Source organism: Luteolibacter sp. Populi, assembly GCF_040801775.1.
Taxonomy (GTDB): domain Bacteria; phylum Verrucomicrobiota; class Verrucomicrobiia; order Verrucomicrobiales; family Akkermansiaceae; genus Haloferula.
This window is the reverse complement of sequence record NZ_CP161812.1, coordinates 3,889,399-3,911,615: the sequence shown is the minus strand read 5'-3', so window position 1 is coordinate 3,911,615 and position 22,217 is coordinate 3,889,399. Positions and strand designations below refer to the sequence as shown.

At 64.8% G+C, this 22,217-nt stretch carries 13 protein-coding genes; 7 read left to right on the top strand and 6 right to left on the bottom strand.

Going from position 1 to position 22,217, the window contains the following annotated elements; translation table 11 throughout:
• Positions 1-313 precede the first annotated feature (313 nt).
• Complete coding sequence (gene lpdA / locus ABWK72_RS15955) at positions 314-1,696, bottom strand: dihydrolipoyl dehydrogenase (protein ID WP_367870565.1); 1,383 nt, start codon at positions 1,694-1,696, stop codon at positions 314-316.
• 344 nt (positions 1,697-2,040) lie between these two features.
• Here lpdA and ABWK72_RS15950 point away from each other — a divergent pair, with 344 nt between their 5' ends.
• Complete coding sequence (locus ABWK72_RS15950) at positions 2,041-2,955, top strand: LysR family transcriptional regulator (protein ID WP_367870564.1); 915 nt, start codon at positions 2,041-2,043, stop codon at positions 2,953-2,955.
• Entirely contained in the window at positions 2,930-3,874 is a 945-nt protein-coding gene (locus tag ABWK72_RS15945; protein ID WP_367870563.1) for a LysR family transcriptional regulator, read from the top strand. Before ABWK72_RS15950 ends, ABWK72_RS15945 begins: the two co-directional genes overlap by 26 nt.
• A 150-nt stretch (positions 3,875-4,024) precedes the next feature.
• Here ABWK72_RS15945 and ABWK72_RS15940 read toward each other — a convergent pair whose 3' ends face one another.
• From ABWK72_RS15940 to ABWK72_RS15925, 4 genes are all read right to left on the bottom strand, one after another.
• Complete coding sequence (locus ABWK72_RS15940) at positions 4,025-4,906, bottom strand: thiamine-monophosphate kinase (protein WP_367870562.1); 882 nt, start codon at positions 4,904-4,906, stop codon at positions 4,025-4,027.
• A gap of 8 nt (positions 4,907-4,914) precedes the next feature.
• Positions 4,915-5,859, bottom strand: coding sequence for a lysostaphin resistance A-like protein (locus ABWK72_RS15935; RefSeq protein ID WP_367870561.1), 945 nt, complete (start codon positions 5,857-5,859; stop codon positions 4,915-4,917).
• Positions 5,860-6,077: 218 nt separating this feature from the next.
• Positions 6,078-8,312, bottom strand: coding sequence for an RCC1 domain-containing protein (locus tag ABWK72_RS15930; RefSeq protein ID WP_367870560.1), 2,235 nt, complete (start codon positions 8,310-8,312; stop codon positions 6,078-6,080).
• 44 nt (positions 8,313-8,356) lie between these two features.
• Positions 8,357-10,558 carry a hypothetical protein gene (locus ABWK72_RS15925; protein ID WP_367870559.1) on the bottom strand — a complete coding sequence of 734 codons (2,202 nt, stop codon included), beginning with the start codon at positions 10,556-10,558 and terminating at the stop codon, positions 8,357-8,359.
• A 173-nt stretch (positions 10,559-10,731) separates the two neighbouring features.
• Here ABWK72_RS15925 and ABWK72_RS15920 point away from each other — a divergent pair, with 173 nt between their 5' ends.
• The 4 genes from ABWK72_RS15920 to ABWK72_RS15905 all read left to right on the top strand — a co-directional run bounded on the left by ABWK72_RS15920 (position 10,732) and on the right by ABWK72_RS15905 (position 19,823).
• Positions 10,732-12,123 (top strand): lysostaphin resistance A-like protein, encoded by a 1,392-nt coding sequence (locus ABWK72_RS15920; RefSeq protein ID WP_367870558.1) that lies wholly within the window; start codon positions 10,732-10,734, stop codon positions 12,121-12,123.
• A 63-nt stretch (positions 12,124-12,186) separates the two neighbouring features.
• The gene (locus ABWK72_RS15915) at positions 12,187-13,425 is read left to right on the top strand and encodes a serine/threonine-protein kinase (RefSeq protein ID WP_367870557.1); all 1,239 of its coding nucleotides are present in this window, start codon (positions 12,187-12,189) and stop codon (positions 13,423-13,425) included.
• A 160-nt stretch (positions 13,426-13,585) separates the two neighbouring features.
• A complete protein-coding gene (locus ABWK72_RS15910; RefSeq protein WP_367870556.1) occupies positions 13,586-16,384 on the top strand; it encodes a protein kinase in 2,799 nt (932 codons plus the stop codon).
• Between the two features lie 358 nt (positions 16,385-16,742).
• A complete protein-coding gene (locus ABWK72_RS15905; protein ID WP_367870555.1) occupies positions 16,743-19,823 on the top strand; it encodes a protein kinase in 3,081 nt (1,026 codons plus the stop codon).
• Between the two features lie 12 nt (positions 19,824-19,835).
• Here ABWK72_RS15905 and ABWK72_RS15900 read toward each other — a convergent pair whose 3' ends face one another.
• Positions 19,836-20,204 (bottom strand): globin, encoded by a 369-nt coding sequence (locus ABWK72_RS15900; protein ID WP_367870554.1) that lies wholly within the window; start codon positions 20,202-20,204, stop codon positions 19,836-19,838.
• An 84-nt stretch (positions 20,205-20,288) separates the two neighbouring features.
• On the opposite strand from ABWK72_RS15900, the gene ABWK72_RS15895 reads away from it, so the two are divergent.
• Positions 20,289-22,142: an alpha/beta hydrolase family protein gene (locus ABWK72_RS15895; RefSeq protein WP_367870553.1), complete on the top strand. Its 1,854-nt coding sequence runs from the start codon at positions 20,289-20,291 to the stop codon at positions 22,140-22,142.
• The last annotated feature ends 75 nt before the right edge of the window (positions 22,143-22,217 follow it).

Here is a 22,217-nt window from a genome sequence, read left to right as displayed (position 1 = left end):
CATCGAATCCACCTCCCCCTGATCCCCCTCGAAGGCACAGCCCCGATCCTGTTCGCAGCACAGGGAGGGACCGCCACGACTCCGACGGAGAGGCTTTTCTAAATCCCATCCATCCCATCCATCCATCCTCGTCCAAAAATCCCCACCTTCATCCGCGAAATCCACGGTTCATTCCATTGGGATCCCTGTCTTTCCTCCGTTCCCTCCTGCCTTCCTCCTGTTCAAAATCCGGATTCCCACTTTTGAGCCGCAAAAAAAGCGCCGCCGGTCGAAACCAGCGGCGCTCTGAAAAATCCTAGTGGGATCGCTCAGCTCAGAAGTGAATCGCGTGACCGTCCGCGGCCAAGGTCGCCTCGTGGATCACCTCGCTCATCGTCGGATGCGCGTGGATCGTTGCGTGGATCTCATCCGCCGTCAGCTCCTGGTCCATCGCCAGACCCATCTCCGCGATCAGCTCGGTGGCATTCTCGCCGATGATGTGAGCACCCAGCAGTTCCCCATGCTTCTTGCCGTAGATCAGCTTCGCGAAGCCGTCCGGCTCGCCCGAAGCGATCGCCTTGCCGATCGCCACGAAGGGAATCTTGCCGACCTTGTAGTCGATGCCCTCTTCCTTGAGCTGCCGCTCGGTCTTGCCGACGGAAGCGACCTGCGGGTGGCAGTAGGTGCAGCCCGGAAACACCGTCACCTTGCGCGGCACGTGGCCTTCCACATACAGGCCCTCCACGCACTGCATCGCCTCGAAGGACGCCGTGTGCGCCAGCAGCGGCGGGCCGCTGACGTCGCCGATGGCATACACCCCGGGGATCGAAGTTTCGTAGCGGTCGCCCACCTTCACGAAGCCGCGGTCGGTCAGCTCCGGCTGTGTGCCACCGGGGAGCACCGGCATCACGCCAATCGCCACCAGCACCACATCCGCGGTCAGCACGCCGTTTTCCTTCGGGCCTTCGACCGTCACTTCCACGGATGAGCCCTTGTTCTCGGTCTTGGTAATCTTGGTGTTCACCAGGCAGCGGATGCCCTGCTTGGTGAAGGACTTCTCCAGCGCGTCGCCGATCTCGTCATCCTCCACCGGGACCATCCGCGGCAGCATCTCGACCACCGTCACCTTGGTGCCGTAGGCATTGTAGATGTAGGCGAATTCCACGCCGATCGCGCCCGCGCCGATGATGATCATGCTCTTCGGCTGCTTCTCGAGCACCATCGCCTCCTTGGAGCCGATCACGTTCGTGCCGTTGAAGGGCAGCGGCGGCAGCGGACGGGTCTTGGCACCGGTCGCGATGATGATGTGCTTCGCCTCTGCCGCGCTCTTCGAGCCGTCGGCGGCGGTGACTTCCACCTTGCCCGGCGCGGTGATCGCGCCCAAGCCGCGGATGTAGTCGACCTTGTTCTTCTTGAAGAGAAACTCGATGCCCCCTGCCAAGCGGTCGGAAACCTTGCGCGAGCGCCCGATCACCGCCGACCAGTCGTACTGCAGATTGTCGAAAGAGATCCCGAACTCCTTCGCCCGGTGGCTCAGCGTATGGAAGAGTTCCGCATTCTTGAGCAGCGCCTTGGTCGGGATACAGCCCCAGTTCAAGCAGGTGCCGCCCGCGCGGTCCGCCTCCACACAGGCGACTTTTTTGCCGAGTTGGGCAGCGCGGATTGCGGCGACGTAGCCGGCCGGGCCGCCGCCGATGACGATGAGATCGTAGGCCATGATTGGGAGTACTTCGGAAGTTCGCGCGGAGCGTGGTAGCGCCCCTTGGGATTGTCAAAGGGGAAGGCCCGCCTTTGCGCCGCTGAAATGCCCGGACCCAAGGCTAAACCCTACATACCCGTGCGTAATTTCCCTTACAGCTCCCTAAAAATCTCTTCTAAGTTTGACTTTTTGAAATAACTAAGAGATCCTAAGGGTTCTCCTTGTCTTTCACGCATCTCCACGCGTGAAAAAAGAGTCCCGCACAAAATTCTTTTTATAACGACCCCTGACTTTCATTGACCTGCCATCCATTAATGGATACTAATTAAATCATTGCCCCAGTCCCCCGTGCGTCTCCCACCATGCACTTTGACCCCTTACATCTCCGGGCTTTCACCACTCTCATGGCTGAAGGTTCCGTCTCCCGCGCTTCCCTCGAACTCCGTACCAGTCCCTCGAACGTTCGCCGTATCTGGCAGAGCCTTGAGGAACAACTGGGCGATCATCTCTTCGTCTCCGGCGAGTCCGGCGAAGTTCTCCCCACCGCCGCTGCCAAGCTGCTCGATCGCGAGATGAGCCCTTTGCTGGCGGAGATCCGCCGCTTCGAGAACTCGGTCCAGCGCATGCACGACCAAGGCCGCACCTTGCGTCTGGGTGCCGACCGCAATGTCTTCAACACCCGCCATTTCGGCCGCATGTTCAATGCCCTGCGCCGCGACGACCGCTTCCGCGTCTCCTTCGTCGAGGTCGGCGAGGACGATGGCCGCAGCGCTCTGGAAGCCGGCGCTTGCGACATGCTTTTCGCCGTCGATGGCACCCCGGGCCGCCGCTTCGAGTCCCAGGACCTCCCGCCGCTGAAATTCGACGTCGCCAGCACCCGGCCCCGGGAGGACGGCCAAGCCCTCAGCCCCACCGAGCTGGCGGACTTGGATTGGTCCCTCGCCGCCTTCGCCAAGACCGCCATCGCCCTCGACACGCTCAAGAAGATCGAGGCCTCCGGTGCCGGCAATGGCCGCCTCTGCTCCCAGAATCATTTCCTGCGCTGGGCGGAAGAGCAGGCCGAGGGCAATACCCGGGAGGCCATCGTCTGCGTTCAGCCCGCGTCCTTCACCCGCCTGCCGCAGGTTTCTTTCGTCCCTCTGGAGTCCGTCCCCGGCTTCCCGCTCTGCGCGACTTACCTCAAGCAGCACCCCTATGAATTTCTCCCCTCCATCGCCCGCCAGATGGACCGGACACTCAGCGCCCCCCCCGATGGATGCCGACCTTCACTGTCTTGAAACCTTCGTCCTCCTGGCGGACTGCGGCAGCTTTTCCGAAACCGCCGTCGGGCTGGGGATCAGCCAGCCGGCGGTCAGCCAGCGCGTCGCCAAGCTCGAGTCGGTCACCGGCCTGCGGCTCTTCCTGCGCAGCCAGGAAAGCCTGACTCCCACCCGCGAGGGCAGGGAATTGTTAGGCATTGCCCGCCACATCCTCGGCGAGCACCAGCGGCTTGGAATCCGCATGGCCCGCCACGTCCGCGAGTCCAAGGGCACGGTCCGGGTAATGCTCGATAACTCCTTCGCCAGCACCGCGATGAGTACCGCCTTGAGCGGGGATTCCTCTCTCGACATTGAGTTCGCAAGCGCCGGCAAATGCCGCCCTTGGGTCGAGGCCCTTGAACTTCATGAGGTGGACCTCGTCGTTACCGGCAGCTTTCTCGAGGCGGGCAATGCCCCCTCGCTGCAGCGCGTCGAACTCGAGCGCCAGCGCGGCACCACCATCGCGTGGAACCGCGTCTATTTCGACTTCGACCCCGCCCGCTTCAAGTTCCTGGAAATCCTCCGCTCCACCCTCCTGGTTCCCAGCGAGCGCCTGATTCCCGGCTACCTGCCTTTCCTCGAGCGCTGGTGCTCCGGATCCTACGGCATGCTCCCGCCCGAACTCATCGCCTACGATGACGAACTCGCGGCGCGCGATGCCTGCCTCACCGGCCTCGGCATCCTCATCTTCCCCGGTGAGGCCGATCTCCGCATGCAAATCGGCGGCGCCGGTCTGGGCATCGTGAAGACCTCCGAATTCCCGCTGCCGGACGCGTTCAGCTATTCGGCCTATCTGCGCAAGGAGGAGCAAAATCCCAAGGTCCTCGCCACCGCCGCCAAGATCGCCGAACTCCACCGCGCCGCCCAAGTTTGGGAGCGTCGGCTCCAGTCCACTTAACGTAAGTGGGAAAATGGAATCCCAGAGAGCGCGAAAGCACCCGGAATCCAAGGGATTGTGAACGAGACTCCGTTCACCTTCGAGAAGGACGATCCCGATTGGCTGGAAATCAAAACCCAATCGCTCAATCTCCAATCGCCAATCTCCTTTTCAGGTGAAGTGATCCCATCCGCCCTTCAGCACGGCCCCCGCTCCCGCCTTCGTTAGCCTGCCGACCACGGTCATCTCCAGTTTTGGAAATGCCTCCCGCCAGGCCCCCGCCGCTTTCTCCCATCGCGCCGGCTCCGCCGTCAGCAGGAGTTCATAGTCCTCGCCGTCTCCCAGGGCCTGCCCGCGGGTGCAACCCGCCGTTGCCGGGATCTCTCCCGACAGCTCAAGCCCGCAGTTGCTCGCCGCCGCCAACCGCGGCAAGTCCTTCGCCAGCCCGTCGGACAGATCCATCATCGCGCTCGGGCGCAGATGCTTCGCCAGCCACGCGGCCTCCGCCAGGCGCGGCGTGAAGTCGAGATGCTTTCCCGCGATCGAGCCGCCCAGTCTGCCCGTCACCAGGACCAGATCCTCCGGCTTGCCGCCCGAGCGCAGCACCACCTCGTCCCGCGCCACGCTGCCCTCGCCCGCCACCGAGATCAGCGCTCCCTGTGGCAGGCGCGTGGTCTCGCCCCCTGCCAGCACCCCGCCGTGCTTTTCCAGGCACTTGCGGATCCCGCGGTAGAGCCCGTCCAGCCACGCCACCGGTCGCTCCGCGTCCACCGCCACCGTCACCAGCAGGTGCTCCGGCTTTCCGCCCATCGCCGCGAAGTCGCTCAGCACCCGCGCCACCGCCTTCCAGCCCACCTTCTGCGGCGGCGTCCCGGCCAGGAAATGCACGTCTTCCACGATCGCGTCCGTCTTCAGCAGGCGCAGCCGCCCGCGTCCCGGATCCACCACCGCGCAATCGTCACCCGGTCCCACCACCAGATCCTTCCCGCCGCCGAATCCCCGCAGCAGCCGCGCGATCAACGCATCTTCCCCCAGCTCGCGCAGCGATTTCATCTCATCATTCAGGGCGTCGGGATGATCCCGTATCGCACCAGCAACTGGATCGCCACCGTCGCCGCATTGAACAGGAAATGCACCGAGATGTTCGCCCAGATCGATCCGGTCAACTCGTAGACCAGACACAGCAGCACCGCCAGAATGAACAGCGGCAGGAGCGCCACCACGTTCGCATGCGCCGCCGCGAACACCATCGAGGCGAAGATGATCCCGCAGACCGGTCCGCAGAAGCGCTTCGCCGCGGGATAGAGATAGCCGCGGAAGACGATCTCCTCCGCCACCGGGGCCACGATCACCGCCGCCACCCCCATCAGGATGAGCACCACCGGATCCTTCGCCTCCTTCAGCAGCTTCACCGATTCCTGCATCGACTCGATGTCGAACATCCTCTCCAGCCATCCGTTCCAGCCCGAGATCGCCAGGAAGCCCATGAAGCACCACATGCAAAACACCGCCGCCGGTGCGATCGCGAAGACCAGCCACCACTGCCGCCAGCGCAGCCCCAGCCATTCCCCTTGCTGGATCCGCCGCGCCACGAAGGCGCAGGCCATGCCCATCAGCAGCACTTGGAAGAAGATCGAGACCACCAGGATCTCGGGCTTGAACTTCTGATCCACCGGCACCTCCTCGCCCCCCGCGCCACCAGTCGTCAGCCCCGCGAAGATCAGGAAAATCAGCCCGATGTAGAGCAGGTCGATCTTCCGGTAGATCGCCGTCGAAACCCGGAAATACCGGAAAATTCCGCTGCCTTCCGGCACGAAGGCCGCCGCGGGCGTTAGGGCCTCCGGCGGCAGGGGCGGCGGCCCCACGCGCTTCCGCAGCCCGCGGACGATCGCCACCACCGCGAAGAAGATCGCCGCCGCCACATAGGTCCCCAGGATCACCCAATCCTCCCCCTTCATGCCCGGGGCGGCGACTTGGGTAGCGGCGACAGCAAGGGCAGGAACCATGGATGGCGCGGAAGGTGGGCGGAACCCGGCCCAGGGGCGAGCGCAAAGGGAGGCCGCGCCCTGTCCGATCCGTCCTACCCCCCTAGGGGAGTGAGACGGATCGGACAGGGGTAGGAGAAGAGGAAACGTTTCTTTCTCCCTCACCACTGCCCTCTGCCTGTCCGATCCGTCCGGATCCCCTAGGGCGGTCGGACGGATCGGACAGGCCGGTGGTTCGTTCAGTCCACATCGAGCCGGAAGAACGCCGCGGGATCGGGACGGCTGAACTCGAACTCGATATCCCCGAAGCCATTCACCGAAACCTCGCCCGGTGCGGCGGGGAAATCGGCGAAGGTGGTGAGGTTCGTGGACTTCCTCCAGTCCAGGGTCAGCTTGAGCTTGCCGGTCGCCGGGTTGCGGGAAATCAGGGGCTTCCCGGGATGCAGCGCCTGGACTTGGGAGGCCGTGTAGAGGCCCGCGCTGTTGGCGCCGGTGAAGAGGGCATTCACCAGTGTTGGCTGACTCACCAGAGGGTCAAAGCCGAGTGCCGCCAGTTGGGTTTCCGCCGCGTCGCTCAAGCCGTCGCCATCCTGATCCGGCGGCGGTGGTATCGGTGGCAAGCCCAAGTGGTAGAAGCTCGCCCTGGCGTAGGCGCCGGCGCTGATCTTATCCACGCCGGCGAGGGCCTCTCCGGGCACCACGGTTTGGCCTTCGGCGTTGTCTCCCCAGACCACGACGCTGCCGTCCTGCTTGAGCGCCGCACTGTGCCGGGTGCCTGCGGCGATGGCGATGACGCCGCTCTGCGCCGCGACCGGCACCGCGGTCTGGCCGTATCCATTGTGCCCCCAAGCGATGACACTGCCGTTCTGCTTGAGAGCCAAGGTATGGCCGCCGCCTGCGGCAATGGCGATGACCCCGCTCTGTGCCTCCGCAGGCACCGTCTCGGCAAGAGCGTTGGCATACCAGGCCACGACGCTGCCATCCTGCTTGAGGACCACGCAATGAGTGCCACCGGCAGCGATGGCGGCAACGTTGCTCTGCGCTGACGCCGGCACCGTGACCAGAACGTTCTCCGAGCCGTTGGATGCCTTTCCCCAAGCCACCACGCTGCCGTCCTGCTTCAGCGCCAGGCTGTGGTAATGGCCTGCGGCGATGGCGGTCACGGCGCTTTGTGCCTCCACGGGCACCGTGGTCTGTCCTTGGACATTCTTCCCCCAGGCCACCACAGCGCCGCCCTGCTTGAGGACCAGGCTGTGATATTCACCCGCGGCGATGGCGGTGACATTACCCTGCGCCTCCGGCGGCACCGCGTTGAGTCCCAAATACGTGTTACCCCATGCCGTGACGCTGCCATCCTGCTTGAGGGCCAGGCTGTGTGTCCAGCCAGCGGCGATGCTGGTGACGCTGCTTTGAAGGGGCACGGGCACGGTGAATGCCCCGTAATCGCCCTGAGAACTTCCCCAGGTCAGGATGCTGCCATCCTGTTTGAGCGCCGCGCAGGAGTTACCCACCGCGGCGATGGCGATCACCCCGCTTTGCGCCGCTGCCGGGACTGAGGCTCCGGGAAAACCCCAAGTGATGACGCTGCCGTCCTGCTTCAGCGCCATGGTGTGCTGCCCGCCGGAGGCGATGGCGGTGACCCCGCTCTGGGCCTCTGGTGGCGCGTTGGCCATGATGAGTTGTCCACTGCCGTAGCCGTAGGTGCCTGAAACCGTGACACTGCCGTCCTGCCCGAGGATGGCTTGGTGCAAAATACCCCAGGAAGCGGCGACGATGCCACTCATCGACTCCACCGGCGTCGGGTATCCCATGTTGTTGTAGCTCCAACTCACGGTACTGCCATTCTGTTTGAAGGCGATCGTACCCCCTTCGCCAGCGATGACCCGGACAACGCCGGTCTGTGCGGCGGCCGGTACCCAGGCCACAGTGCTTTTACCCCAAGCGATCACACTGCCGTCCTGCTTGACCGCCACGGTGTGGTAATATCCAGCAGCGATGGCGATGACGCCACTCTCTGCCGCCGCCGGCACCGTCGACTGTCCGTCGGCATTGGAACCCCAAGCGATGACCTTTCCGTTATGCTTGAGGGCCACGCTGTGGCCGAGTCCCGCCGCAATGGCGACAATCCCGGTCCGCGCCTCGGCCGGCACGTCGCATTGGCCGCTGTAGTTCGATCCCGAAGCCGTGATGCTACCATCTTGTTTGAGGATCAGCACATGGGTACCGCCTGACTTGATCTGAGCCACGCCAGCGGAGGTCGTGATCGAGGTCGGAACCTGGGCATGTTGATAGCCGGCATAGACCCAATCGCCGGTGCCTGGGGCAGCGGTTCCGGCAGTGGCGGCGGCGAGCCACGCAAAGGCGCAGATGGCGAAGTGAGGGAGCTTCCGCGGAGGGAAAGTCCGGCGGGCGGGGACGGCTTTGCCAGCTTGGCGTGTCAAGCCGCGCCTGAGGGAGAAAGGGGTTCTGATCATGGGTGCGGGGAGAATGGGTTTGGAGGAGAACCGGGATGATTTGTTTACTCCGCATCCACCCGGAAGAACGCGGCGGGAGCAGAAGCGCTGAACTCGAACTCGATATCCCCGAAGCCATTCACCGAAACCTCGCCCGGTGCGGCTGGGAAATCGGCGTAGGTGGTGAGGTTCGTGGACTTCCTCCAGTCCAGGGTCAACTTGAACTTGCCGGTCGCCGGGTTGCGGGAAATCAGGGGCTTCCCGGGATGCAGCGCCTGGACCTGGGAGGCCGTGTAGAGGCCCGCGCTGCCGGCACCGGAGAAGAGGGCTGCGACCAGCGCCGGCTGGCTCAGCGCGGGGTTGAAGCCAAGCGCCGCCAACTGGATTTCCGCGGCGTCGTCCAAACCATCTTCATCCTGGTCCAGCGGCGAGTTGCTGCGGTAGAAGGTCTGGTTGGAAGCCATGCCCGCGGCGATCTGGCTGACACCGGTCAGCGCCGCCGCCGGCACGGTGATCTGGTCGTGGTCATTGAGGCCCCAGGCCAGGACGCTGCCGTCCTGCTTGAGCGCGACCATGTGATTGGCACCCGCGGCGATGGCGGTGACGCTGCTCCCTGCCGCCGCCGGCACCGCGGGCGAGATGTGCGTCGCGTGGCTGTACCAAGCCAAGACGCTGCCGTCATCCTTGAGCGCCATGATGGTTAGGCCTCCCACGGCGATGGCGGTCACACCGCCCTGCGCTGCCACCGGCCCCGGGATAATGCCGCCAAAGCCGTGATAGGGCGCGCCCCAGGCCACGACACCTCCGCCATTTGTGAGGGCCACGGTGAAATTCGGTCCTGCCGCGATGGCGATGACATCGCTCTGTGCCGCTACCGGCACGGTGGTCTGGCCGTGATCGCTGGCACCCCAAGCCACCACGCTGCCATTTTGCTTGAGCGCCACGCTGTGACTACCTCCGGCGGCGATGGCGATGACGCCGCTCTCCGCCTCCGGCGGCACCGTGGTCTGGCCGCTAGAATTGTATCCCCAGGCCACGACACTGCCATTTTGCTTGAGCGCCAGGCTGTGGGCAGCCCCCGCGGCGATGGCGATGACACCGCCCTGCGCTTCCGCCGGTACCGTGACCGGCACGCCGTTGTTCGAGCCCCAGGCCAATACGCCGCCGTCCCGCTTGAGGGCCAGGGTGTGGGTAGCACCCGCGGTCATGGCGGTGACGCTGCTGTGGATGGCCGCAGGGCGGACGGTCTGACCATGGGAGCCGTCGCCCCAGGCCACGACGCTACCGTCCTGTTTGAGCGCCACGCTGTGATAACTCCCGGCGGTAATGGCGATGACCCCGCTCTGCGCCGCTACCGGCACCGTGCTCTGATCATGCTCATCGTCACCCCAGGCCACGACGCTGCCGTCCTGCCTGAGGGCGAGCGTGTGATAGCTTCCGGCGGCGATGGCGATGATCCCGCTCTGGGCCTCTGCCGGTACTGCGGGCGGTGCGCCGCCATAAATGCTCCAGGTCAGGACACCGCCGCTCCCCTGGAGAGCCACGGCATGACCGGTACCCGCAGCAATGGCGATGATGCCACCCTGTGCGGCTGCCGGCACCGAGGTCTCTGCATTGCCACTGGCACCCCAGGCCACGACGCTGCCGTCCTGCTTGAGGGCCATGGTGTAAGTTTCACCCGCGGCGATGGCGGTGACACCGCCTTCGGCTGCTACCGGCACCGTGGTCTGGCCGGTCCCACCGAAGCCCCAGGCCAGGACGCCGCCATTCTGCTTGAGCGCCACGGTATGGGACCCCCCTGCGGCGATGGCGGTGATGCCCTCTTGGGCCTCCACTGGCACGGTGGTCTGGCCCGATTCATTCCAGCCCCAAGCCACGACGCTGCCGTTCTGCTTGAGCGCCACCGTGTGGAGCCAGCCCGCGGCGATGGCGGTGATACCGTCCTGCGCCTCCGCCGGCACCGTGGTCTGGTCGAATTCATTGCGACCGCTGGCCATGACGCTGCCGTCCTGCCGGAGGAACACGGTGTGATAACCCCCAGCGGAGATTTTGGTGATTGGAGGAGGGGCCGCGATCTCCTCCGGCACTGAAACCTTTTGATGACCGGAAGATAGCCACTCGCCGGGTCCTGCCGCGAGGGCACCGGTCATGGTGGCCAGCCATGCGCAGGCGGCATTCGCGAAAGGACGGAGGCTCCGGCGGCCGGAGACAGCATTGCCAGCTTGCCGGGACGATCCGCGCTTGGCGGCGAAAGGGGGTTTGATCATGGATTGCCGAGGAGTGCGCCCGAATAAGATAACAAGCCGAGCGTTTGGAATCGACTACAGCATAACATAACTTGAGGAAAGCAGAATTTCGGAAGTGCCAGAACCGCCACAGGGCTTTTTATTTAAGATCCCGTGACTGTCGGAGGAGCTTGCATTTTTCTAAAAAAACCGCAATGCTGCCGCGCATCGACGCGCGAGCCCTAAAAACGCCGGCCAACCCCTATCGTCAGATCCTGCGCCGGAGCTTTCCGGAGCCGGTGCTGGCGCTTTTGATGTTTTTCACCGGCGTCTGGCTCTGGATGAACCACTTTCCGGAGGAGGAAGGACAGTACTCCGAGGACGCCTGCCGCATGGCCCTGGTCAAGATCGATCGCGACCTGCGCATGGCGGAATCCACCCAGGACTTCCCGCCGTGGGCCCGCACCGCCCTCGGCATCCACGGACTCCGGCCGACCCTCGATATCTCGGTCCGTTCCCTGGCCGAACTCGGCACGGAGAAGGTGCTCGATGTGGAAGGCGGCTATGCGCTGGCCATTCTTGACGCGATCCGCCGGGACCAGGATCCGGTCCGCGGCCCCTTCGTCGATCCGCGCCTGCCCGGTCCACCGGACCCTGCGATCATCATCAATCGCGTCGCGGAAGGCCGGGATTCCTGGTGGGACCGCCGCTACCTCGTTGCCTTTGGCAACCGCGGTGCCACCGAGATCGGCCTGAAGCCGGAGACCGCGGAGGAAGATTCCCGGAATCGCGAGCTCGTGCTCCGCGCCTGCGTTTCGCGCGGCGCGGTCTGGCTGTTCGCCCTGGTCGGATTCCTCTTCCTGCCGCGGACCCTCGCGGCTTTCGGGCGCGCCATGGTCTCCCGCACGCCGGGCTACGTCGGCCGCTGGCCGATGAGTGTCGGGCTGGGCGTCTTCCTCATGGCTTACCTGGCCTCGATCGGATTCCAACTGCTGCTGAATCTGGTCATAGCCGGTGCTTTCTCGGGGCAGCCCATCTACCTGGAGCCGCCGGTCCTGGCGGTTCTGGATGCGGCCACCCGCCTGCTCCCAGCCCTCGTCGTGCTTGGCTTCTTTTTCCGGAAGGGCGGCCACGCCATCGGCCGCCTCGGCCTCTTCGCGAAGCCGGATGTCTTTCTCATCCTCGGCACCTTCGCCCTGCTCACCGTCATCGACCACGGCCTGAAATTCGCGCTCGCCAGCCACATCCGCCCGGATCCGACCGGCGGCCTCAGCGCTGATGAAGCCGGCTGGTGGGGCCTGATCCTGGCCCTGGCCTCCGCCTGCCTGGCGGCCCCGATCGCGGAGGAAATCCTCTACCGCGGCGTCCTTTTCCGCTCGCTGGCCAACCGGATCCGCGTCCCCGCCGCAACCCTGCTCTCTGCCGCGGTGTTTGCCATGGTGCATTTCTACGACACCTACGGCCTTCTTTCCGTCGGCTTCGTGGGCGTGGCTTGCGCCCTCTGCTTCGCCGCCACCGGCAATCTCGCGACCGCCATCCTTCTGCACATTCTTTACAATTTTGCCATCAAAGTGCCGGAGTGGATCGTTTATCACGCGCCTCTCTAGCCCGCCGCCATTTCTTCCACTGGCCAAACCGGGATTTGCCCGCTATCGCCTCCAGCGCCCAAGATGAGTTCCGCGTCCTTTGAAGCCCCGACCCTGGAGGCGCTTTCCGCGCTCCTGCCCGCCTACGAGTTTACCGATTTCATTGCCCAAGGCGGCATGGGGGCGGTTTACAAGGCGCGCCAGATCGCGCTCGACCGCGATGTGGCGGTGAAGGTCCTGCCCCGCGAACTCGGGGACGACCCGGACTTCCGCCTCTCCTTCGAGACCGAGGCCAAGGCCATGGGCCGGATGAATCACCCGAACCTGATCGGCGTGTACGACTTCGGGGCCATCGACGGGATGCTCTACATCGTGATGGAGTACGTGAACGGGAAGTCGCTCTACCACTCCGCCTACAACCTGGCCGTGGAACCCGGCCAGGCCGCCGCCATCGTCAAGGCGATCTGCGACGGTCTCGCCCACGCCCACGAGAACGGCGTGATCCACCGCGACATCAAGCCCGCCAATATCCTCCTCAACGAGAAGATCATCCCGAAGATCGGGGACTTCGGGCTGGCCCGGCCCCACTGGGCGGAAGGCCCGGGCCTGATCATGGGGACCCCCGGTTACACCGCGCCGGAGATCTACGACAATCCGGAGCACTGCGACCGTCGTACGGATATCTATGCCGTCGGCGTCATCCTCTACGAATTGATCACCGGCCAGCGGCCCGAAGATGAGTCCGAGCTGCCCTCCGCGATGGTCAATTGCGACCCGCGGCTCGACGCCATCTTCAAGAAGGCCACCGATCCGGACCCGGACCGCCGCTACTCCACCGCGGATGAAATGGCGCTGGAGCTCGCGTCATGGGCCGACAAGGAACCGGAAGGCATGGCCCTGCGCACCATGCAGCGCCCGCGGTCCCGGGTCGCGCCGGTGCCGATCGCCCACACCGCCCCGCGCCGCCGCGCCGCACCCGCACCGGTCGTCGTCCAGCGCCGCAAGAAGAACGAGACCGACTGGGCGCTGCTCCAGCACATCCTGATCGTCGGGGTCGTCCTCGTGGCCGTGTATTTCCTCTGGAAGAAGATCAAGGAGGTCCAGAACGAGCGCGACAACCCGCCGCCGCCAGCCGGGGAGCAGAGTGCGGAAACGCCCGCTCCGCCGACCACGCCGCCTGCCGCTCCCAAGCCGGCTCCCGCGCCTGCGGCCCCCAAGCCGCCGGAGCCCGCGGAAATGCCCGCTCCTCCCGCCGACTCCACGCCACCAGCCTTGCCGCCCACGGACGATCCGCCACCGGCCCTGCTACCGCCATCCGAATAGGGGTGGTCCGGACCGAAAGGGGTCCTTGGAAGATCCCCGGTGGCCCTCCATCTGCTGCAAAAGCCACATTTCCCGCCTTATGTCTCGCTACAAAGCGGCGGCATTGCTTCCAATCGCCAGTGGCGGGCGCTTCTGATAAGTCGACGCCACGAGTTTTCCCATGAGTGCAGATCCCTTTGAAGCTCCCAGCATCGAACACTTGGCCGAGTTGCTCCCGGCCTACGAGTTCGAGGCCTTCATCGCCAAGGGCGGGATGGGTGCCGTGTACAAGGCGCGCCAGCGCAGCCTCGATCGCGATGTCGCCATCAAGATCCTGCCCCGCGAGTTCGGGGAGGACCCGGAATTCGTGGCCTCCTTCGAGACCGAGGCGAAGGCCATGGCCCGCCTCAACCATCCGAACCTGATCGGCGTCTACGACTATGGCGAGGTGGACGGCATGCCGTACATCGTCATGGAGTTCGTGAACGGCAAATCGCTGTTCCACTCGGCGGTCAATCTGGCGGTGGATCCGGTCCAGGCGGTCGGCATCGTCAAGGGCATCTGCGATGGTCTCGCCCACGCCCACGAAAACGGCGTCATCCACCGCGACATCAAGCCGGCCAATATTCTGCTCACGCCGCGCGCCGTGCCGAAGATCGGGGACTTCGGGCTGGCCCGGCCTGCGGATATGGATGGCTCCGGCCTGGTCATGGGCACGCCCGGCTACGTCGCGCGGGAAGTCCTCCAGCACCCGGAGAAGGCCGACCGCCGCTCCGATCTCTTTGCCTTGGGCGTCGTCCTCTACGAACTGCTGATCGGCCGCTGCCCGCCCTATGACAGCACCCCGCCGCCCTCGACGCTCTGCGGTTGCGATATCTCGCTCGACCGGATTTGCGCGAAGGCGATGAATCCGCTGGCGGATCTCCGCTACCAGACCGCGGAGGAAATGTCCGCGGATCTCGACGCTTGGTTGCGGCATTCCGCCTCGGCGCCCGGTTCCGCAGGCCCGGCCGCCCTGCCGCAGCAGTCGCCCGTCGGGCCGCGGCGGCTCGTGCCGCAGACCGCCGGCTATCGGGTCGAGCACCAGCCGTCGTCTTCTTCGGGAGCGGTCAAGGGCTTGCTGATGCTTGCCGCCGCCATCGTGGTCGTCGCGATCGGGTGGTCGAAGTATAACTCCAGCCAGCAGGCGACGGCCGATGCGATCCAGCAGGCCCAGGCGACCCAGCCGAAGGCCAAGGACGAGCCTGCCAAGGCGGTGCCAAGCCGCCCGGTCAAGCCGGATGAAAGCCCGGAGCCCGCGGAGGCGCTGGCGCCGCTCGAGTCTCTGGCCAAGCTGAAATCCGCCCTGGTCTCCGGCGCGCGCGAGCCCATGCCCGAAGGCAGCGTGGCGCTCGGCACCACGCATTTCATGGTCATCCCCACGCCGCTGGGTTGGGCGGCGGCCTCCGCGTTTGCGGCGGAGCACGGAGCCCACCTTTTCGTGGCGAAGTCGGCGGCGGATTTGGAGAAGCTCGCCGCGCTCACACCGCCTGCCGAAGGTGGCGCGGAGGCGGGGCTGTGGATCGGTGCCGGCAGTGCCGGGAAGGATCAATGGTCCTGGATCGATGGCACGCCGTGGCAGGCCGCTCTCCAACCGGAAGGGGAAGGATCTTACCTCGTGCTCGATGCCAAGGGGGCCTTGCAGGTTCGCGAGCCGGCGGATCGCTACCCCTTCGCGATCCAGTGGCGGGAGGATGGCAAGAATCCTGCGGCACTCGCCGAGATGCTCGGCCGCAGCGGAGACTCGATCGCCGCCGGAGCGCCCGTGTATCCGCCCGGCACGCTCGCCCAAGGCGGGTCCCTGGTCTTCATCGCCACCGGCCCGGCGACCTACGAGAAGGCTCTCGAGCTCGCCATGGCGGCGGGCGGCAAGCTGATATCTCCCTCCACCCGCGAGTTGGACGATTGGATTGCCACGAAACTCCCCGCCAGCGGCGGCAGCGCCGGCTACTGGCTCGGCGGGATGCGCGAGAGCGATGCCTGGCAGTGGGCAAGCGGTGCTGCCTGGGACTATACCCGCTGGAGCGATGAAGCGCAGGCCAGCGGACCCGGCGGCAGGCTGAAGGCCCTCCCGGGGCGAGGCTGGGTCAACGACTTCCCGGATAGCAGCGCCGCCGGCTTCATCATCGAATGGGCCGGTGCCGGAAAAGCCGGGCTGGACGGAAGTGATCCCTCGGTCCCGCCTCCGGTCGTCGAGGAGAAGCTGCCGCCCGCGCTGGCCGACTTGGAAGCGAAGGCCCGGCAACTCGTGGACAATCTCTCCAAGGAACGTGACAAGGCCCTGGCGGCAAATGCCAAGACCTTCCAATGGGATCTTGATACCTGGATGAAGGACCTCAGCAAGAACGAGCTCGCCGCTTGGAAACGCGATGTCGAGATGCTCAAGAAGTCGGTCGTCAACAATCGCGTCCCGGCGAAGCTCGATGCCGCTGCCGGCGGCTTCCGCATGTCCGAGCAGATGAGCAAGGTCGCCGGTTTCTGTGCCGACAAGCAGACGGCGATCGATGCCGATTTCAACACCAAGGCGGGCAAGATCCGCGACTCCTACGTCACGCGCATGAATGCCGCCGTGGCCGCGTCCCCGCCGGATGTGGCGGCAACGATCCAGCGCCGGGTCACGGCGGCGAGCGACCTGGACGCCTGGCTGGGCAGCTTCGGCGTGGAGGAAGCCAAACCCGTGGTCCTTCAGGCCGGCTTCAAGATCCTGTCCGCGACTTACGGTGCCGGCGGCAAGGATGCCGATGTGACCGAGCGCGTCCAAAAACTCCTGATCACGGAGCGCCGCGCCTTTTGGGTGAACCCCGGCGATCTGGGTGCGGATCCGAGTCCCGGCTGGAACAAAGGCCTTACGGTGAAGTACGAGGCGAACGGGACCCCGGGGCAAAAGAGCTGGGGCGAGAATGCCAAGGTCAGCCCGGAGGATTTCCTGGCCGCGGAGTAAGCGGCTGACTTGGAAAAGGCAGGGACCGCTCTCCGAGCGGTGCGGTGGATGGCGGCGGTCTGCGATGAACCGGCGTCGGAGCGAGGGTTCGGGCCTGCCCCAGCCGGACCTTTCGGAGAAAGGTTCCTGCCTCAGCGCCCTGCATTCACTCCTCCGCCAGTTCCCTAAGACTTCCCTGTTAAGTGAAGTTTACGTGAAAATTACACTTCCGTTCAAAGAAATCGCGCGCGGCGGTGTCTACTTCTCAAGCCACGCGCGAAACTTTGAATTTTTCAGAGCTACGTGGCGTTACGAAGATGCGGCATTCCTTCCAATCGCCAGAGCCGCGCTTTCTTGCTAAGACGCATCAGATTCCTCCATGAGTGCAGATTCCTTCGAAGCTCCCTCCTTTGACCTCCTCGCCGAGTTGCTTCCGGCTTACGATTTCGAGGCGTTCATCGCCCAAGGCGGCATGGGTGCCGTCTACAAGGCGCGCCAACGCAGCCTTGATCGCGATGTGGCGATCAAGATCCTGCCCCGTGAACTCGGTGAGGATCCGGAGTTCCGCCAATCGTTCGAAGTTGAGGCCAAGGCCATGGCCCGCCTCAACCATCCCAACCTCATCGGCGTCTATGACTACGGCGATGTGGATGGCATGCCCTACATTGTCATGGAGTTCGTGAATGGCAAATCGCTGTTCCACTCCGCTTATAACATGCAGGTCGATCCGATCCAGGCGGTCGGCATCGTCAAGGGCATCTGCGATGGCCTCGCCCACGCTCACGAAAACGGCGTGATTCACCGCGACATCAAGCCCGCGAACATTCTCCTCAACGAGAAGGTCGTCCCGAAGATCGGCGACTTCGGCTTGGCCCGGCCTTCCGATGAGGACGGCTCCGGGCTGATCATGGGCACGCCGGGGTATGTGGCGCCGGAAGTTTTCCATCACCCGGAGAAGGCCGACCGCCGTTCGGATCTCTTCGCCCTCGGCGTGGTGCTTTACGAACTGCTGATCGGCCGCTGTCCGCCTTTCAACAACTACCAGCCGCCCGCCTCGACCGTCTGCGGTTGCGATGTTGCCTTGGACCGGATCTGCGACAAGGCGATGCACCCGGTCGCCAGCATGCGCTACCAGAGCGCGGAAGACTTTTCCGCGGATCTCGATGCCTGGGTGCGCAAGGCCTCCGCTCCCGCCGCCGCCCAGCCGGTGGCCGGTCGTGCCGGCGGACCGCGCCGGCCTCCCCGCGCTGCGGGCAGCTACCAGAGTTCGAGCAGCCGCGACTCTTCTTCCGGCGGAGGGGTCAAGGGTTTGCTCATGCTCGCCGCCGCCATCATCATCGTCGCCATCGGCTGGTCGAAGTTCAGCAGCGCGCAGGACGACGCGACTACTCCCAAGGGCCCGGGCGGGGCCAAGGACGGCACCGCGGTGGTCTCGCCGGCCGAGACCAAGCGTCCGGACCGGGATCGGGACAAGGAGAGGGGTCTTCCCGACGCCAAGGATCCCGCCACCGTCTCCGCCGCGCCGCTCGAATCCTTGGCCAAGCTCAAGGCCGCCCTCGTCTCCGGCAAGCGCGACTCCATGCCGGAAGGCAGCGTGAAGCTTGGGGAAACCCACTTCATGGTCATCCCCACGGCGATGAGCTGGACGGCGGCCCAAGCCTTCGCCGCCAAGCACGGCGCGCAGCTCTTCGTCGCCGAAAGCGACAAGGCGCTCCAGCAGGTGGCCAGCCTGATGCCCGCGCCCGCCGAGGCCGGTGCGGAAGCCGGCCTCTGGATCGGTGCCGGCACGGTCGGCGGTCAGAGCTGGTCATGGATCGATGGCAGCTCCTGGCACCTCGACACCAAGCCGGAGGGCAAGGGGTCCTACCTGATCCTTGATGCCAAGGGCGGTCTTCAGGCCCGCGAAACCGCGGACCGTTACCCCTTCGTGATCCAGTGGCAGGCGGATGGGACCGATCCCTCCGCGCTCGCCCTCGTCCTTGCCCGGGCTGGCAAGTCGATCGAGGCCGGCACGCCCGTCCTGCCGCCCGGTACCATCGAATACGACGGCCGTCTCATTTACTTCGCCTACAGCACGAGCAGCTTCGCGAAGGCGGTCGAACTCTGCGAGGCGGCGAAAGGCCACCTCATGATCCCCGATACCGAGGAGAGGGCCAAATGGCTCGCCGAACATCTCCCGGCCGAGGACATCAAGGACGGCCTCTGGGCCGGCGGCTACCGCCAGGACGAGAAGTGGGTCTGGCTCACCGGCGAAGCCTTCGGCTACACCCGCTGGCAGGATGAAGCCCAGCCAAGCAATCATGGCGGCCTCTTGAAAGTCATTCCCGGCGGCGATTGGCTCAGCGCCTATGCCGGTGACCCGGCCTCCGGCTTCATCGTCGAATGGGATATCAGCCCCGGCGATGGTGGCGGCGGTGGTGCCGGCCATGCGGATGTCGCGGCTCCGCCGGTGGTGGCGGAACTCGAAGCCAAGGCCAAGGAGCTTCTCGAAAACCTCAACAAGGACCGCGACAAGGAGCTCGCCGCCAATGCCAAGGCTTTCGCTTGGGACATCGATGGCTGGCACAAGGACCTTAGCAAAAACGAGCAGTCCTCGTGGAACCGCGATGTCGCGATGCTCAAGGCCCTCGTGAAGGGCAACCGCGTCCCCGCCGTGGTGGATGCTTCCAGCGGCATCCGCCTTTCCCAGCGCATGTCGAAGATCAACGAGTTCTGCCTCACCAAGCAGAAGGCGATCGATGCCGCGTTCGAGGCGAAGGCCGACAAGATCCGCGCTTCCTACGCCACCCGCATGGGCGAACTCGGCAAGAAGCTCGCCGTCGATGGCGATGCCAAGGGGGCGAAGGCCGCCGAGTCCCGCGCCGCCAAAGCTGCCGCATTGAAAACCTGGCTGCCCACCATGATTGAAGGTGGGGAAGAAGTGATGAACGCTGCCGCCTCCGAGGCCACCGCGAAACCCGGTGTCCCCGGCCGCTGGGTGTGGCTGTCCACGGAGATCGTCACCGTCCGGCCCGACGGCACCGCCTTCAACGACACCCAGAAGGTCGAGGGCACTTGGAAGCCCAAGGGTTTCGGCGGAACCAATTACGAATTCTCCTGGGATGACGGCAAATGGATCGACCAGGTATCGCTCAACGAGAGTGGCATGAAGATTTCCGGCTCGAACCAGAACGGGGATAATATCTTCGCTTGGAAAATCGTCCAAGGCAGCGATCCGATCGTCGATGCTTGGGTCTGGACGCCCGCCATCTGCGTCTTCTGCGATGACCACACCGTCCGCAAAGGCAAGGACAGCGGCACTTGGGCCCTTGTTTCCAATGAGGGTGGCGAGCGCTCTTACTCGGTCAAATGGCAGTCCGGCTTCGAGGACAATGTCACGCTTGCCAAGGATCCCGACATCTTCAAGGGCACGAACAACAAAGGCGATAAAATCAGCGGCAAGCGGGTCCCGCGTTCCTGAGCCGATTTGACCCTATCGGTTCCTCATCGCCTCCGCCACCTGCGCGAAGAACGGCGAGATCACGGCCCGTGCCTCTCCTTGGATCCCGGCTTCGTCCATGGCGGCCTCCATCAGCGCCACCCAGCGGTCGCGCTGCGCATCCCCGATCTCGAAAGGGACATGCCGCATCCTCAAGCGCGGATGTCCCCGGTTCTCGATGTAAGCTTGCGTGCCGAGAAACCGGAACTGCAGGAATTCCCGCAAGCGCGTCTCCGCTCCTTCGAGGTCCGCCGCCGGATACAGCGGCCCCAGCAGATCGTCCGTCCTCACCCGCCGGTAGAAGCCTGCGACCATCTTCGCGATACCGTCCGCGCCCAGTTCCCGGGCTACGATTTCTTCCATCGATTCCACGGGCCCCTCATCGCACCGGCCCTTCGCTGGTGCAAGCTTGCCGAGTGCAAGCCTTGATCTAGGGTCGCAAACCGAATGCGCTCGCTCCTCTTCATCCTTCTCTTGCCATTGCAGCTCCCGGGGCAGCAGACCCTGTCCACGCCCCGGAGTTTCCCGAAGATCGAATCCCGCGCCGATTGGGAATTCCGCGCTACGGAGATCCGCGAGCAGATCCTCGTCAGTTGCGGGCTCTGGCCACTCCCGGAGAAGAGCCCGCTCCAAGCCACCGTCTTTGGCAAGATCGAGCGCGATGGCTACAGCGTTGAGAAGGTCCACCTTCAGCCCTACCCGGGTTTCTACCTCGGCGGCAATCTCTACCGGCCCCTCGGCAAGGGCAGCGGCCCTTTCCCAGCCATCCTCAATCCCCATGGCCATTGGGAAAACGGCCGGATGGCGGATGAGGCTGCAGGCAGCATCGCCGCCCGCTGCATCAGCTTCGCGCGCCAAGGCATGATCGCGTTTTCATACGACATGGTGGGCTACAATGACACGTCTTTCGCGAATGCCGACGCCGGCCTTCACCGTCGCTACGGCACGACGCCGGCCGACGAACTATGGGGCATCAACCTGATGGGCTTGCAGACGTGGAACAGCATCCGGGCCCTCGATTTCCTGGAGACTTTGCCCGATGCCGATCCGAAGCGGCTCGCTTGCACCGGTGAATCCGGCGGCGGCACCCAGACTTTCATTCTTGGCGCGATCGACAAGCGGCTGGCCGCGCAGATCCCGGCGGTGATGGTCAGCCATAGCATGCAGGGTGGCTGCAATTGCGAGAATGCGCCCGGCTTGCGCGTGGAATATTCGAACATGGAGATCGCGGCAGCCGCGGCACCGCGGCCGCAGCTTCTCATCGCTGCCACCGGAGATTGGACCAAGACGACGCTGGAAGTGGAAGGCCCTGCCATCGCCGGGATCTACAAGCTCTTTAACGCGGCAGACCGCTTTCAGTCGGTCCGCTTCGACTTCGGCCACAACTACAACCGGACCAGCCGAGAGGCCGCTTACAACTGGCTCGGCCACCGCTTCCTCACGGATCCCGGTTCACTCAAGGAGCAGCCTTACCAAAAAGAGCCCGACGCGGATCTCCGCGTCTTCCCCGATGGCAAGCTGCCGGCCGATGCCTTGACGATGGAGGCCTTCATCGCGGCGCGGAAGGAAGAGCGAAAGCAGCAGTGGCAGAAGCTCGTGCCGGTTGACAAGGCGGGCTTCAACAGGTTCAGGGATGTGATGCTCCCTGCTTGGAGACAGGTCCTGCAGACCGAGTGGATCCCCGAGTGGCGCGAACGCAAAGATTTCCGGGAATCGCCAGGACGAGGGCCGCAGAATCCCCGGCTACAGTCGACCGTCGTGATCAAGCTTTGCGATCAGCCCTTCCAGGTCGAGCAAAAGGAAGGAATGACCGTCGTCTCGTTTCGTATGTCTGGACCGGAGGACCCGCAGGACGAGTTCTCGGGATTTTTCACGACTTATAACCGGACGCAGTTGCAGAACCAGGTCAGGGCCTTGGTCGTGACCCTCCAAATGTACCGGGAGAATCCGGAGGTAAATCGCATCGTCCTTTTCGGAGAAGGCCGGGCCGGGATGCTTGCACTCTCCATGGCACCCATGGCGGATGCCGTGGCGGTGGATTGCCGCGGAATGGATCTGGCCCGGGACGAGGACCTGCTGGCTCCCGGCCTTTTCGCGCCGGGTCTCCGGACGATCGGGACCTTCTCCGGTGGTGCGATGCTCGCGGCCCCGAATCCGCTGCTTCTTTTTAATACCGGCGGCAAGTTTCCGACAGCCGATATCGAGGCGGGCTACCGTGCCTCGGGAGAGCCGGGGAAACTAGCTGTTCAGGAAAAGCCACTACTTGCGGACGAAGTCCTCAAATGGGCGGCAGGGCTCTGAGGGAGGATTCCCCGCGATACGGCATTTTGCTTACGCAGTTCCCGCAGACCGCGGAAACTCCGCTGGCGGACCCGG

Bases quoted from the DNA above. Each gene is read 5' to 3' on its own strand.
- lpdA (WP_367870565.1), bottom strand. From the start codon at position 1,696: ATGGCCTACGATCTCATCGTCATCGGCGGCGGCCCGGCCGGCTACGTC.
- ABWK72_RS15950 (WP_367870564.1), top strand. From the start codon at position 2,041: ATGCACTTTGACCCCTTACATCTCCGGGCTTTCACCACTCTCATGGCT.
- ABWK72_RS15945 (WP_367870563.1), top strand. From the start codon at position 2,930: ATGGATGCCGACCTTCACTGTCTTGAAACCTTCGTCCTCCTGGCGGAC.
- ABWK72_RS15940 (WP_367870562.1), bottom strand. From the start codon at position 4,906: ATGAAATCGCTGCGCGAGCTGGGGGAAGATGCGTTGATCGCGCGGCTG.
- ABWK72_RS15935 (WP_367870561.1), bottom strand. From the start codon at position 5,859: ATGGTTCCTGCCCTTGCTGTCGCCGCTACCCAAGTCGCCGCCCCGGGC.
- ABWK72_RS15930 (WP_367870560.1), bottom strand. From the start codon at position 8,312: ATGATCAGAACCCCTTTCTCCCTCAGGCGCGGCTTGACACGCCAAGCT.
- ABWK72_RS15925 (WP_367870559.1), bottom strand. From the start codon at position 10,558: ATGATCAAACCCCCTTTCGCCGCCAAGCGCGGATCGTCCCGGCAAGCT.
- ABWK72_RS15920 (WP_367870558.1), top strand. From the start codon at position 10,732: ATGCTGCCGCGCATCGACGCGCGAGCCCTAAAAACGCCGGCCAACCCC.
- ABWK72_RS15915 (WP_367870557.1), top strand. From the start codon at position 12,187: ATGAGTTCCGCGTCCTTTGAAGCCCCGACCCTGGAGGCGCTTTCCGCG.
- ABWK72_RS15910 (WP_367870556.1), top strand. From the start codon at position 13,586: ATGAGTGCAGATCCCTTTGAAGCTCCCAGCATCGAACACTTGGCCGAG.
- ABWK72_RS15905 (WP_367870555.1), top strand. From the start codon at position 16,743: ATGAGTGCAGATTCCTTCGAAGCTCCCTCCTTTGACCTCCTCGCCGAG.
- ABWK72_RS15900 (WP_367870554.1), bottom strand. From the start codon at position 20,204: ATGGAAGAAATCGTAGCCCGGGAACTGGGCGCGGACGGTATCGCGAAG.
- ABWK72_RS15895 (WP_367870553.1), top strand. From the start codon at position 20,289: ATGCGCTCGCTCCTCTTCATCCTTCTCTTGCCATTGCAGCTCCCGGGG.